Origin of the sequence: Bordetella genomosp. 11, from assembly GCF_002261215.1 — a bacterium.
GTDB lineage: Bacteria > Pseudomonadota > Gammaproteobacteria > Burkholderiales > Burkholderiaceae_B > Bordetella_C.
The window spans coordinates 454,180-468,116 of record NZ_NEVS01000004.1; the positions used below are offsets into that span (position 1 = coordinate 454,180).

At 65.3% G+C, this 13,937-nt stretch carries 12 protein-coding genes; 8 read left to right on the plus strand and 4 right to left on the minus strand.

Annotation, left to right across the window (positions count from 1 at the left end; genetic code table 11):
• Positions 1-59 precede the first annotated feature (59 nt).
• The 5 genes from nagZ (at position 60) to CAL28_RS09725 (ending at position 5,805) form a co-directional block, all read left to right on the plus strand.
• Entirely contained in the window at positions 60-1,115 is a 1,056-nt protein-coding gene (gene nagZ, locus CAL28_RS09705) for a beta-N-acetylhexosaminidase (protein WP_094841198.1), read from the plus strand.
• On the plus strand, positions 1,078-2,901 hold the full coding sequence (gene uvrC / locus CAL28_RS09710; protein ID WP_094841199.1) for an excinuclease ABC subunit UvrC: 1,824 nt from the start codon (positions 1,078-1,080) through the stop codon (positions 2,899-2,901). Before nagZ ends, uvrC begins: the two co-directional genes overlap by 38 nt.
• An 82-nt stretch (positions 2,902-2,983) precedes the next feature.
• Complete coding sequence (gene pgsA, locus CAL28_RS09715) at positions 2,984-3,556, plus strand: CDP-diacylglycerol--glycerol-3-phosphate 3-phosphatidyltransferase (protein ID WP_094841200.1); 573 nt, start codon at positions 2,984-2,986, stop codon at positions 3,554-3,556.
• Positions 3,553-4,644: a mandelate racemase/muconate lactonizing enzyme family protein gene (locus tag CAL28_RS09720; protein ID WP_094841201.1), complete on the plus strand. Its 1,092-nt coding sequence runs from the start codon at positions 3,553-3,555 to the stop codon at positions 4,642-4,644. Before pgsA ends, CAL28_RS09720 begins: the two co-directional genes overlap by 4 nt.
• A gap of 180 nt (positions 4,645-4,824) precedes the next feature.
• Entirely contained in the window at positions 4,825-5,805 is a 981-nt protein-coding gene (locus CAL28_RS09725) for a Bug family tripartite tricarboxylate transporter substrate binding protein (RefSeq protein WP_176463942.1), read from the plus strand.
• Between the two features lie 137 nt (positions 5,806-5,942).
• Here the strand turns inward: CAL28_RS09725 and queF are convergent, their stop codons facing one another.
• Positions 5,943-6,770, minus strand: a complete 828-nt coding sequence (gene queF / locus CAL28_RS09730; protein ID WP_094841202.1) for an NADPH-dependent 7-cyano-7-deazaguanine reductase QueF — start codon at positions 6,768-6,770, stop codon at positions 5,943-5,945.
• Positions 6,771-7,269: 499 nt separating this feature from the next.
• On the opposite strand from queF, the gene CAL28_RS09735 reads away from it, so the two are divergent.
• From CAL28_RS09735 to CAL28_RS09745, 3 genes are all read left to right on the plus strand, one after another.
• Complete coding sequence (locus CAL28_RS09735; protein WP_094841203.1) at positions 7,270-8,190, plus strand: ABC transporter ATP-binding protein; 921 nt, start codon at positions 7,270-7,272, stop codon at positions 8,188-8,190.
• Positions 8,191-8,201: 11 nt separating this feature from the next.
• Complete coding sequence (locus CAL28_RS09740; RefSeq protein ID WP_094844527.1) at positions 8,202-8,963, plus strand: ABC transporter permease; 762 nt, start codon at positions 8,202-8,204, stop codon at positions 8,961-8,963.
• A 149-nt stretch (positions 8,964-9,112) separates the two neighbouring features.
• Complete coding sequence (locus CAL28_RS09745; RefSeq protein WP_094841204.1) at positions 9,113-10,462, plus strand: hypothetical protein; 1,350 nt, start codon at positions 9,113-9,115, stop codon at positions 10,460-10,462.
• 28 nt (positions 10,463-10,490) lie between these two features.
• Here CAL28_RS09745 and lon read toward each other — a convergent pair whose 3' ends face one another.
• The 3 genes from lon to CAL28_RS09760 all read right to left on the minus strand — a co-directional run bounded on the left by lon (position 10,491) and on the right by CAL28_RS09760 (position 13,780).
• Positions 10,491-12,785, minus strand: a complete 2,295-nt coding sequence (gene lon / locus CAL28_RS09750) for an endopeptidase La (RefSeq protein WP_254926271.1) — start codon at positions 12,783-12,785, stop codon at positions 10,491-10,493.
• A gap of 116 nt (positions 12,786-12,901) precedes the next feature.
• Positions 12,902-13,309: an Hsp20/alpha crystallin family protein gene (locus CAL28_RS09755; RefSeq protein WP_094841206.1), complete on the minus strand. Its 408-nt coding sequence runs from the start codon at positions 13,307-13,309 to the stop codon at positions 12,902-12,904.
• A 276-nt stretch (positions 13,310-13,585) separates the two neighbouring features.
• Positions 13,586-13,780, minus strand: coding sequence for a hypothetical protein (locus tag CAL28_RS09760; protein ID WP_094841207.1), 195 nt, complete (start codon positions 13,778-13,780; stop codon positions 13,586-13,588).
• Positions 13,781-13,937 lie beyond the last annotated feature (157 nt).

Below are 13,937 nucleotides of genomic sequence, written 5' to 3' on the forward strand. Positions count from 1 at the left end.
AGGGCGGCCCTTCGTAAAAACGCGGCGCGTGCGCGCCCGACATTGAAAGAGATTTCCCCATGCCAAGCAAAAAGAACAAAGCGCTGCCACCAGGCCCCGTCATGGTCGACGTGGCCGGCCCGGTGCTTACCAAAGAGGAAAAAAAGCGCCTGCGCCATCCGCTGGTGGGCGGCGTGATCCTGTTTGCCCGCAATTTCCAGGACAGGCAGACGCTATGCGAACTGACCGCCCGCATCCACAAAGTGCGGGAAGAACCCTTGTTGATCGCGGTGGACCACGAAGGCGGCCGCGTGCAGCGCTTCCGCACGGACGGCTTCACGCCCCTGCCGCCGATGCGGGAGCTGGGCCGGATATGGGACCGGGAGCCCCTGCAGGCGATGCGCCTGGCGACGGAATCCGGCTATGTCCTGGCGGCCGAGCTGCGTGCCTGCGGCGTCGATTTGAGCTTCACGCCGGTGCTGGACCTGGACTACGGCGTCAGCAAGGTCATCGGGGACCGCGCCTTTCATCGCGATCCCCGCGTCGTCGCCATGCTGGCGCGCGCGCTCGTCCAGGGCCTGGCGCTGGCCGGGATGGCGGCGTGCGGCAAGCATTTCCCCGGGCATGGCTTCGTCAGTGCCGACTCCCACCACGAAATCCCCGTGGATCCGCGCAACCTGGAGCGCATCCTCAGCGAGGATTCCGCGCCGTATGGCTGGCTGGGCGATATCGTCCTGCCCTCGGTCATGCCCGCCCACGTGATCTATCCCAAGGTGGACGACAAGCCCGCGGGCTTCTCGCGCCGCTGGATCCAGGACATCCTGCGCCGCCGCATGGGATACGATGGCGTCGTGTTCTCCGACGATCTCACCATGGAAGGCGCGTCGGTGGCCGGCGATATCCTCGCGCGCGCCCAGGCCGCCCTGAACGCGGGATGCGATATGGTCCTGGTCTGCAACCGGCCTGACCTTGCCGACGAATTGCTCGGCCGCCTGACGCACGTATCCGAACCCGCATCCATCGAACGTATCCGCCGCCTGATGCCGCGTTATCCGGCCGCGGACTGGAATGACCTGCAGGCCGATCGCCGTTACCAGCATGCCCGAAGCCTTCAATCTCAAATCGTTTCTGGCTGACCTGCCGCATCTGCCGGGGGTCTACCGGCATATCGATGCGAATGGCGAGGTCATGTACGTCGGCAAGGCGCGCGACCTGAAAAAGCGCGTGTCTTCGTATTTCCAGAAGACGCTGACCAGCCCGCGTATCGCGCAGATGGTGACCAAGGTCGCGCAGGTCGAGGTGACGGTCACGCGTTCCGAGGCCGAGGCCCTGATCCTGGAAAACAACCTGATCAAGAGCCTGCGGCCGCGCTACAACATCCTGTTCCGGGATGACAAGTCGTATCCCTACCTGCTGATCACGGCGCACGAATGGCCGCGCATCGCGTACTACAGGGGGTCGACCAACAAGCCGGGCCAGTTCTTCGGCCCGTTTCCCAATGCGTGGGCGGTGCGCGAAACCATCCAGATCCTGCAAAAGGTCTTCCGCCTGCGGACCTGCGAGGATACCGTCTTCGCCAACCGCTCGCGTCCCTGCCTGCTGCACCAGATCGGCCGCTGTTCCGCCCCTTGCGTGGGGGCGGTGCAGGCCGACGACTACGCCAACGACGTTGCGCGCGCCGGTCGCTTCCTGAACGGCCAGGCCAAGGAAGTCATGCAGGATATCGAGGCGCGGATGCTGCGCGCCTCCGAGGCCCTGGAATTCGAGGCCGCGGCCGCGTTGCGCGACCAGATGGGTTCGCTGGCGCGCGTGCTGCACCAGCAAACCATGGAGGACATCGGCAGCGAGGACTGCGATATCGTCGCGGTGGCGGTGGCCGGCGGCCGTGTCTGCGTCAATCTGGCCATGGTGCGCGGAGGCCGCCACCTGGGCGACAAGCCCTTTTTCCCCACGCACGCGGAAGGCGAGTCCGCGCCGGACGTGCTGGAAGCCTTCGTCGGCCAGCACTACACCGAAAACCCCATACCGCCCATCCTGGTCTGTTCGCATGCCTTGCCGGACGACGAGCTGATCGCCTTGCTGGCGGAGCAGGCGGGCAAGCGCAGCCGGGTACTGACGCGGCCGCAGGGGGTACGGCGTTCCTGGCTGGAGCAGGCCGTGCGCAACGCCGAAATGGCGCTGGCGCGGGCGCTGACCGAATCCGGCGCGCGCGCCGCCCGTACCCTGGCCCTGGCGGAAGCGCTGGAGCTGGAGACCGACGAAGCCGCCCTGGACAGCCTGCGCATCGAATGCTTCGACATCAGCCATACGGCGGGCGAAGCCACGCAGGCGTCCTGCGTGGTGTTCGAGCACCACGAAATGCAGCCCTCGCTGTACCGGCGCTACAACATCGCCGGCATCACGCCGGGCGACGACTACGCGGCCATGCGGCAGGTGCTGACGCGCCGCTTCGCCAAGGTGGCCGATGGCGAGGCGCCGCTGCCCGGGCTGGTGCTGATCGACGGCGGCAAGGGCCAGGTGGAGATCGCCCGGCAGGTATTCGTCGAGCTGGGTCTGGATGTGCATGTCCTGGTGGGCGTGGCCAAGGGCGAGGGCCGCAAGGTCGGCCTGGAAACCCTGGTGTTTGCCGATGAGCGCACGCCCGTCGCTCTGGGGCCGGAGTCGGCCGCCTTGATGCTGATCGCCCAGATCCGCGACGAGGCGCACCGCTTCGCGATCACCGGCATGCGTGCCCGGCGGGCCAAGGCCCGCAACGTCTCGCGCCTGGAGGAAATCGAAGGCGTCGGCGCCCGGCGCCGCCAACGCCTGCTGGCGAGGTTCGGCGGGTTTTCGGGGGTATCGCGGGCCAGTATCGAGGATCTGGCGTCGGTGGACGGCATCTCGCAGGAACTGGCGGAACGCATCTACGACGCCTTGCACTGACGGGCCATTCCGGTGCCGAAACCGGCACCGGCCCCAATCATGACAGCCCGGAGTCGCCGGCTGATGTAGCATACGCGTCATCATGCCTATCAACGTTCCCATCATTCTGACGTGGCTGCGTATCGCCATGATCCCGCTGGTCGTCGGGCTTTTCTATCTGCCATCCAGCTGGCTGGCAGAGCCCAACCGGGATATGTTGGCCGCCTCGGCCTTCGTCATCGCCGCGCTGACGGACTGGTTCGACGGCTGGCTGGCCCGCAAATGGAACCAGACATCGGCCTTCGGCGCCTTCCTGGACCCGGTGGCGGACAAGCTGATGGTCAGCGCCGCGCTGATCGTGCTGCTGGACCTGGGGCGGGTCGACGCCTTCATATCGCTGATCATCATCGGCCGCGAAATCACGATTTCCGCGCTGCGCGAGTGGATGGCGAAAATCGGCGCCAGCGCCAGCGTCGCGGTGCACCGCCTCGGCAAATTCAAGACCGCGGCGCAAATGGTGGCCATTCCCTGCCTGCTGTACTACCAGCCCGTCCATGGCATCAGCACGCGGGTATTGGGCAATATCCTGATCTTCGTCGCCGCTATCCTCACGGTATGGTCGATGCTGTACTACCTGCAGCGGGCGTGGCCCGCCATCCGCGAAAAAAGCCTATGACCATCCGTTCCGTTTCCGCGATTCCGCTGTCCATGCCGTTTGAAATCGGCGGCCCCAAGCCGATGCTGGCGGGCAAACCGCGGGAAATGGAGATGCTGCTTATCCGTGTCGAGACGGATCAAGGGCTGGTGGGGTGGGGCGAGGCCTTCGGTTTTGCCGTGTGGCCGGCCACCAAGGCCGCCATCGAAGCGCTGGTGTCGCCCATGGCCGTGGGCCGGGACGAGAGCGATATCCCCGGCATCATGAACGATCTGACGCGCAAATTCCATTTGCTGGGCCGTTCCGGTCCGGTCATGTATGCGCTGTCGGGGCTGGATATCGCCCTTTGGGACCTGGCGGGCAAGGCGGCCGGCAAGCCGGTGGCGGACTTGCTGGGCGGACGGCGGCGCGACAGCGTGCCTGCCTATGCCAGCCTGATGCGCTATACCGATCCCGATGTCGTGGCGCGCAATGCCGCGCGCGCGGCGGCGGAAGGCTACGCCACGATCAAGCTGCATGAGATCGGCGTGGAGCAGGTCCGGCGCGCCCGGGAGGCGATAGGCCCCGGCGTCAGGCTCACGGTCGACACCAATTGCCCCTGGACGGCGGACGAGGCGATTTCCATGGCTCGCCAGATGCGCGACCTGGATTTGCACTGGCTGGAAGAGCCGGTGTTCCCGCCGGAGGACCATGCCAGCCTGGCGCGCGTGCGCCGCGAGGCCCCGGTGCCGACCGCGGCCGGCGAAAACGCCGCCGGCTACCTGGAATTCAAGGCCATGTTCGAAGCGGGCGCCGTCGACTATGCCCAGCCCAGCGCCACCAAGGTGGGCGGCATTTCCGAGCTGATGCGCATCGCCCGGCTGGCACGCGAGCATGGCGTTGCCCTGGCGCCGCATTCCCCCTATGTGGGGCCGGGCCTGCTGGCGACCATACACGTGCTGGCGGCGCTGGAAGAAGAGATCGAACTGGAATATTGCTACTGCACGATAGACGACAACCCGCTGGGCGATGCGGTGCTGGCGTCGCGCGCGCGCGTGGCCGTGCCGTCGGGCCCCGGCCTGGGGCGCGATCCGGACATGAGCGTGGTGGAGAGGTGCGCGGTACGCTGACGGGCGCCACGCCTTACCTGTCGGGGACATGAACGCGGGCGGTATCGCCGCGGGCCTGTGGCGGGACGGCGATACGCACTGTCCGCCAGCTGGACATCCGGCGCCGGCCATCTTGCGCGAAACCATGCCAAGCCCCAACACTTGGCGGACAAGAAATCAAACACGCCGTCAGGAGACATCATGGCATCGATCAAGTGGGCCAGGCTTTGCGCGCCGGCCGTTTTGTCCATTCTATTCATGGCCTTCGCGCCGGCGGGCACGGCGCTCGCGCAGGGCAGCTATGTGCGCCTGGTGGTGGCCTTCCCCGCCGGCGGGCCTTCCGACCTGATGGCGCGCGTGATCAGCGAGCAACTGGGCAAGGAACTGAAGCAAAACGTGGTGGTCGAGAATCGTCCCGGCGGCAACGGCGCCGTTGCCGCGCAATATGTGCTGCACGAGCCGGCCGACGGCAAGACGCTGTGGATCACCACGGCGGGCGCGATCACCATCAATCCCTCGCTATATCCCAAGCTCGCCTACAAGGTGCAGGATTTCGCGCCGGTATCGCTGGTCGTGAATACCCCTGAAATGCTGGTGGTCAACCCCAAGAACCCGGCGCGGGACGCGAAGGAGTTCGTCGCCAACGCGCGCAAGGGCGGCCAGGTCAATTTCGCGTCGTCGGGCATCGGCAGCATGCCGCACATGGCCATCGCCCTGTTGACGGAAAAAACCAAGGTTGCCTTCCTGCACGTGCCTGAGAAGGGCGCCGCGCCCGCGATTTCGGACCTGATGGGTGGCCATGTGGACGCTTTCGTCGGCGATGTCCCCGGCATCCAGGCGCTGGTCAAATCGGGCGGGTTGAAGGGGCTGGCCATCGCCGCGCCGAAACGCAGCGCGCTGTTTCCGGATATCCCGACCTTCGAGGAACAGGGCATCCCGGGCATGGACCTGTTGAACAACTGGAGCGGCATCTACGTATCCGCCAAGACGCCGCCCGCGACCGTCGAACAGGTCAACCAGGCCATACGCCGCACGCTGGCGGATCCCACCGTGTCGGGCAAGCTGCGCGAACTCGGCGTGGAGCCGCAGGCCACCAGTCCCGCGGAACTCGCATCGCTGGCCAATCGCGATAGCGCCGTATGGGCGCGCATCATCAAGTCGAACAACATCCAGCCTGAATAAGCCGGGCCGCGCCTTGCGCATGCCACGGCGGTGCGTGGCGTCCGCGTACGCAAGTGCTAGGGCGCCATGGCTTGCGTGTGCCGTGCCTGGGATGCGCCCGCCGATGCCGGCCGCGTTTTCGTGCCGGCGGCTTCCGGCTATTGGCGGGCGGTGCGTGCCTGGACGGCGGGCGCCGGCCAATCGGGCGTCGCGCGCCACGGGTTGATATCCAGGCCGCCGCGCCGTGTGTAGCGTGCATACACCAGCAGGCTCGATGGGCGGCAGGTCGCCATCAGGTCCGTATAGATCCGTTCCACGCAGTGCTCGTGGAATTCGGCATGTTCCCGGAACGAAACGATGTACGCCAGCAGCGCGGCGCGGTCCAGCCTGGGGCCGCGATAGCGTATCTGCACACTTCCCCAATCCGGCTGGCCCGTGACCGGGCAGTTGGATTTCAACAGGTCGGAGGTCAGGGTTTCCTCGACCGCGTCGGCGTCCGTCGCGCAGCGCAACAGCCCCGGTGCCGGCGTGTAGGCCCCGACGTCGATATCAATGTCGTCCAGCGACTCGCCCGTCAGGTCGGCAAGGCGTTCGTCGCGGAAGCCGGCAGGCGGTATCAGTTCCACCCGCACGGGACCGCCGGCCGCGGCGCTGAGGTCGCGTTCGACGCACGCGGCATAGGCGGCCGGATCCGCCATGCGCGTCTGGTTAAGAGAGTTCAGGTATAGCTTGAACGACTTCGATTCGATGATGCGAGGCGTATCGGCGGGCACCGTGAAACGGCCGATGGCGATCTGCGGCTTGCCGCGCGGATTCAGCCAGGATAGTTCGTAGGCGTTCCATACGTCGGCGCCATGAAATGGCAAGGTCGTCCCGACACCTATTGTCGCGCGGTTGGTGGCGCGGTCGATCGGGAATAGCAGGCCCGCATCGTACTGGCTGGGATAGGGGATGTCGTGCCCCAGGGGGGCGTGCTCGAGAGTCATGGATGGGCAGTGCGGCGATGCGTGAACAGGCCATTTTAAGCCGGCGACACGAATGCCGCCGTACCGGGCGCCACCCATGCCGGGGCGCCGGACGCGCCTATCGATTGCCGGCCGGCGGCCGCGGATGACGCGGGGTCCGGCCTGGCGGTGTAGCGGACCGGCGGGCCATCGCGCCCTGTGTGATCATTGTTTTGTTTCCTCGAAGTGATATGTCGAAAAAGACGACGCGAGAAGCGCGACGGGGCTTCCCGAGGCCCCCGTTCGCGGAACCGTTGCGCGCGGGATTTGGCAGGAAACCTGCGGAAATTCCGGGGTTTTGCGGTGACTTTCGCCTGTTCCCGGCGGTTTTGGCGATATCGCGGCGGACTGTTCAAGAACTTCTCCGCGGGTCCGGCGCATCGGGTATCGCGGTCTTGCGGGGCACGCATCGGGCACGGTCGCGCCTTCCCGTCACCGCGCACGGGTAGAATCCCTGCAATTGAATTCGACGAGGAACGGCGTGGATCCGATCATTTCCGTCAGGGGCCTGTCCAAGACATACAAGTCTGGATTCCAGGCATTGAAGAACGTCGATCTCGATATCCAACGTGGCGAAATCTTCGCACTGCTGGGGCCGAACGGCGCGGGCAAGACAACGCTGATCAGCATCATCTGCGGCATCGTCAATCCTACCCAGGGCACCGTCCTGGCGGACGGGCACGACATCATCCGGGATTTTCGCGCGGCGCGAGCCAGTATCGGCCTGGTACCGCAAGAGTTGAACACCGACGCCTTCGAAAGCGTATGGAGCACGGTCAGCTTCAGTCGCGGCCTGTTCGGCAAGCCCGCGGACCCGGCGCATATCGAGCGCGTCCTGCGCGACCTGTCGCTGTGGGAAAAGAAGGACACGCGCATCATGGCGTTATCCGGCGGCATGAAGCGCCGGGTCATGATCGCCAAGGCGTTGTCGCACGAACCGCGCATCCTGTTCCTCGACGAACCCACCGCGGGCGTCGACGTCGAGCTGCGCCGCGGGATGTGGGAAATGGTGCGGCGTTTGCGCGAGCAAGGGGTCACCATCATCCTGACCACGCATTACATCGAGGAAGCCCAGGAGATGGCGGACCGCGTGGGCGTGATCCGCCAGGGCGAGATCATCCTTGTCGAGGAAAAGAACGCCCTGATGAAAAAACTGGGCAAGCGCCAGTTGACGCTGACTTTGAAAGCGCCGCTGGCCGCCTTGCCGGACACGCTTGGCGCGTACCAGCTGGACGTAGCCGCGGAGGGGCACGAATTGGTCTACACCTACGATAACCAGGCCGGAACGGCCGATATCGCGGCGCTGCTGCGCAAGCTCGACGAGGCCGGTATCGAATTTACCGACCTGCGCACCTCCGAGAGCTCGCTGGAGGAAATCTTCGTCAGCCTCGTCCAGGGATGAAGGGCCAGCTTATGAATATCTATGCCATCCGCGCCATCTACATGTTCGAAATGCATCGCATGTGGCGCACGCTGATGCAAAGCGTGGCCTCGCCGGTGATCTCGACATCGCTGTACTTCGTGGTGTTCGGATCCGCCATCGGGTCGCACATGGTCAACATCGACGGCGTCAGCTATGGCGCCTTCATCGTGCCCGGCATGATCATGCTGGCGCTGTTGACGCAAAGCATCTCCAACGCGTCGTTCGGCATTTACATGCCGCGCTTTACCGGCACCATCTACGAAATCCACTCGGCGCCGATTTCCTATGTCGAAATCGTCATCGGCTACGTCGGCGCGGCCGCTTCCAAGTCCATTATCCTGGGCGTCATCATGCTGGTTACTGCGCGGATATTCGTGCCGTTCGGCGTCGCGCATCCGCTGTGGATGATCGGATTCCTGATATTGACGTCGATCACCTTCAGCCTGTTCGGCTTCATCATCGGCATTTGGGCGGACGGTTTCGAGAAATTGCAGGTGATCCCGCTGATGGTGGTGACGCCGCTGACCTTCCTGGGCGGCAGCTTCTATTCCATCAATATGCTGCCGGACTTCTGGCGCGCGGTGACGTTGTTCAATCCCGTCGTTTACCTGGTCAGCGGCTTCCGATGGAGTTTTTTCGGCGTGGCGGACGTCCACGTCGGCGTCAGCCTGGGCATGACGATGGTGTTCCTGGTGGCGTGCATGGTGGGCGTGCGCTGGATATTCAAGACCGGCTATCGCCTGAAAACGTGATCGGGCGCGGGTATTCGGGACCGGCTATTGCCTGAAAACCCGATCCCTCGCGGTGGCGCCGGGCGGCTGCTACGAATTTTCTGCTGGGGGCGACGGTCCCGCTTGAAGTAATTTGCGGGTCCATCTTTCCGGCCGGCCCGCAAATCACCATGCCTAACCCATCCGCATCACCTTTCCGCAGTCCGCTGGACGCGAGTCTGCAGTTTCTCGAAGCGCAGCGATACGAAGCCCGCGTCAACACGCTTTGCCTGTTCTCCAACCTGACCGTCACCGGCTCCTACATCGGCGATGCCGCAAAGCTGCTGATCACCGGCGCCACCCAGGCCCTGGATCACGCCGGCGGCATGTCGGCGGTGCTGGCTTCGCTTAGGGATACCTCCGCCAAGGGTTATAGCAATTGGGCCGCCTGTCGGGCGGAGACCCTGACCAAAGGCGCCGCCGGCAACGGAGACGCGAAGAGTCTGCCCAGCATCGTGGCCGGCGAGGTGACACGGATCTGGCAAATGGTGAAGGACTTCCTTTGCGAGGTGGCGGGCTCCGTGAATCAGGCGTTACGCGAGTTTGTCCGGGAAAGCTTCGACAAGCCGGACGTTCTGATCACCCAGATCGTGACGGCCATTCTGGCCATCGTGTCGCAACCCGCCTTCCAGGCCTACTCCGCGGTCACCGCGATCAAGGACGGCATCCTGGAACTGTTCGACATGGGCATCAGGACGCTGGTCAGCAGCCTGCGAGCCCGTAGCGTCCGTATCCGCAAGGGGTTCGCGCAGGCGCTCGTCGACGGCGTCTGGGTAGGCGCCGCCATGCGCGCGGGCAACGGCCTGGCCAATATCGGCATAGGTTTGCTGACCTTGCCGCTTAGCGCGATGCCGGCCGCCGGTCCCGTCGCCAAGGCGGTGTTGACCATGGTGCAGTGCGCGGCGTTCCTGTTCTTCCGTCTATACGAATCGTGCATGCTCGAGAAGCTCGCGGGGCAAGCGCGTCATCATCTGCAGGCAGGCGGCTATATGCGCTACGGGCGCTTTACGCCAGGGGCGGAATGCGGCAATGCGCTAGCGCACGATACCGAGGCCTTCTATCGCTGGTTCCGGCCATATGCCGTATGCGTGCCCGCGGTTTCCGCGTTGGTGCTGGGCAGCCGCATTTGCGGCAACCGGGACCTGTATCTGGAACTTTGCGGCGATGACGGCCAGCCGGTGGCTCCGCAGGTCTATGCGGCCGGCGTGGACCACCTCGGCCAGCTCGTGCATGTCGCCGAAGTCTATCTGAAGAATTCCGGTTTGACGTTCGATTTCGGCGGCACGTGGCTGACAGGCCATATGACCAAAATCATGAATCCCTCGCACCGCGTCGGACCGCCGGCGGATAAGTTCGCCAGCATGCCGGAGGCGGTCCGACGGGCCTATACCGCGCGCGACCGGGCGACGGTGGCGCGCGGCGTGTGGAGCGGCATCGGCCACAGCTACGCCCAGGCGTTCGACAGGTGGCGCGGCAAGTAAGAACGCCGGGGCGTGGGCGGATGCCCCCTTACACCGAGGGGACCGCCTCCTTTTCAAGCGCCACGTCCAGCGCGTCTTCCACACGATCCAGCAGGACGAACTTCAGCTTGTCGCGCGCTTCCTTGGGGACGTCCTCCAGGTCCTTTTCGTTGCGTCGCGGCAGCATGACGGTGGTGATGCCGGCGCGCAGGGCGGCCAGCGTCTTTTCCTTGACGCCACCGATCGGCAGCACCAGCCCGCGCAGGCTGACCTCGCCCGTCATGGCCACGTCCGACCGCACCGGCGTGCCCTTGAGCAGCGACGCCAGCGCCACGAACATCGCCACCCCGGCGCTGGGGCCATCCTTGGGCGTCGCGCCCGCCGGCACGTGCACGTGGATGTCCACCTTCTCGAGCGAGTCGCCGCTCCAGGTCTTGGCCAGCGTCAGCGCCGCCTGCGCCGATTCCTTCATGACGTCGCCCAACTGCCCCGTCAGGATCAGCCTGCCGCCGCCCGGAACCTTGCTGGCCTCGATGAACAGGATGTCCCCGCCCACCGGCGTCCACGCCAGGCCGGTCGCCACGCCAGGCACGCTGGTCCGTAATGCGACTTCGTTCTCGAAGCGACGCGGACCCAGGGGCTCGGCCAGGTCGCCGACATCGATGCGGACCGACTCCTGGCGTCCTTCGGCGATCTGCATGGCGGCGTGCCGCAGCACGGAGCCGATTTCGCGCTCCAGATTACGGACGCCCGCTTCGCGTGTGTAGTCCTCCACGATGGCCTTGAGCGCCGCATCGGTGATTTCGGCCTGTTCGGGCCGCAGGCCATTGGCCTCGAGCTGGCGGCGCACCAGGTAGCGCCGCGCGATCTGGATCTTTTCTTCCTCGGTGTAGCCCGGCAGCTGGATGATCTCCATGCGGTCGCGCAGCGGCCCGGGAATGGTGTCCAGCACGTTGGCGGTGCAGATGAACATCACATGCGAGAGGTCGAAATCGACGCCCAGGTAGTTGTCGCGGAACTTGTGGTTCTGCTCCGGATCCAGGACTTCGAGCAAGGCGCTGCCCGGATCGCCATGGAAGCCGCCGGCGCCCAGCTTGTCGATTTCGTCCAGCATCATCACGACTTTATTCGTGCCGGCGCGCCGCATCGCCTGGATGATATTGCCCGGCAGGGCGCCCAGGTAGGTGCGGCGGTGGCCACGGATCTCCGCCTCGTCATGCACGCCGCCCAGCGCCACGCGCTGGAACACCCGTCCCGTCGCGCGGGCGATGGACTGCCCGAGCGAGGTTTTGCCCACGCCCGGAGGCCCCGCGAAGCACAGCACGGGACTCTTGCCCTGCGGATTCAGTTTGCGCACCGCCAGGTATTCCAGGATGCGCCGCTTGATTTTCTCCAGCCCGAAGTGATCCTCGTCCAGGATGCGGCGCGCCTCCGCGATATCGATGGGCGGCTGCGCTTCCTGCTTCCATGGCAGTTCGGTCAGCCATTCCAGGTAGGTGCGCAGCATGGCGTATTCGCCGCCGCCTTCGCTCATGCGCTGCAGGCGCTTGAGTTCCTTGCGGGCGTGCGACAGCACGTCTTCCGGCATGCCGGCGTTGTCGATGGCGTTCTTCAGCTCTTCGACTTCGGCAGCCGTATCGTCGCCTTCGCCCAATTCCTTCTGGATCTGGCGCAGCTGTTCGCGCAGTACGTGCTCGCGCTGCCGTTCGTCGAATTGGGCGCGCGTCTTTTCGCCGATCTCGCGGCTGAGCTTCAGCACATTCACGCGCGCGGACAGCAGCTCGATGACTTTATCCAGGCGGCGTCCGAGGTCGAAGGTTTCCAGGATGTCCTGTTTTTCCTCCGCCTTGACGTCGATCAGGTTGGCGACCATGTCGGCCAGGGTGGCGGGCGAGGTAATGCCCTGCACCACGCCGGCCAGCTCGTCCGGCACATGCGGCAGCAGGCCGATCGCCGTCACGGCCTGTTCCTTCAGTTGGAGGAAACGGGCCTCGATCTGCGGGTCCGTGGTTTCCACCGGTTCGACCATGGCCACGCGGGCCACCATATAGGGCCAGCCCTCCAGGAATTCGAGGACACGGAAGCGCGACTGGCCCTGCACCACGATGTGGTGAGAGTCGTCCTGCCCGGTGATGTAGCGGACGATCGGTCCCTGCGTGCCGACCCAATAGAGGTCGGATGGCCCGACTTCGGTTTTGCTGGCGTCGCGCTGCAGCAGGAATCCCACCGGCAGCTCCGTCTTGACGGCCTCTTGCGCGGCGGCGACCGATCCGGGGCGCCGCACGGTGACCGGCGACAACACGCCGGGGAACAGGACCGTGTCCCGCATGGGGATGAGGATCATCGCATCCTGAGGCAGCGGTTTGGTTGCGCGTGGTTCCTGGTCGCCGGTGGACGCGGCAGCGCCGCCCGCGCGCGCCCGGTCATCGTCGGTGCGCACTTGCATCGTGGGCCAAAGCTTCATGGCGTTTCCTTTCTTTTCCTGAACGTCAATACGAGGCAACCATCCGACATCTCGGGCGTGCTGGGCTCGAGCGCGGCAAGGGGCAGGATGATCCGGCGTTCGAATCGTCCATACGGAATTTCCACCCGATGGATATGCGCGGCGCGCGATGCCGGCAAGCGCCGGATCCCGGACACCGTCACGCCGTCGGCCTGAAAGCGCACGGTGACCGCGGATGAGGGGACTCCCGGCAATGCGATATGCACGATGACGGCATCGGCCGTCTCGACCACATCGATGGGAGGTTCCCAGACTTGCGGATCCGCCGCGCACGCACGAAAGAATTGCCGCTGCAGGCGCTCGGCCTGTTCCAGCATGGAGAGGGCGTCACCCCACATCCAGGACGTCAAATCGCGTGATCTCATGGTGTTTTGCCTGCGAGGTATGTCGGCTAAATGGCGACGTCCTTCGACGTTTCAAGGGCGCTGTCCGACGGACGACGGCAAGGACGTCCGCAGCATGTAGCGTACCCCCGGTGGCGCGATGCATGAAGTGGCCCGGGGCGGGCGTGCATTCCGCCTGAGAAACCGATCCGCGTGGGGCGTTATCGGGGGCCAGGTCTGGAGGGCGATGGGCTTGGTGCCCGTACCGCGGGATAGGGCACGGAGCGGCTGGCGGGTGAAGCCGGGCGGTGGTGGCCGTTACGACGCCTGCGGCGGCCGTTGCCGGCGCAGGGTATGGAAGAGGATCACGGCGACGGGGGCGGCGAGGGCCGCCCAGGATGCCCAATGCCAGGCCTCGCTGCCCAACAGGGCGGCCAGCAGGCCGAAGACGGTCAGTAGCAGCAGGATCGACGGCGTCCGCCATACGAACCAGAATTTACGCGAGCCGGCCATGAAGGAGATTCCTTCGAAAGTGGAGTTCGGCCGATTTTATAATAAGAATCGTTATTGTTTGAAGGTTATGCTGCCGCGGTTGTTCCCGGATCATGGCCCCGGAAGGCGAAAAGATCCCTGCGGCGCCGAATCCGGTTCAGGAACCCGGGCGGGGCGG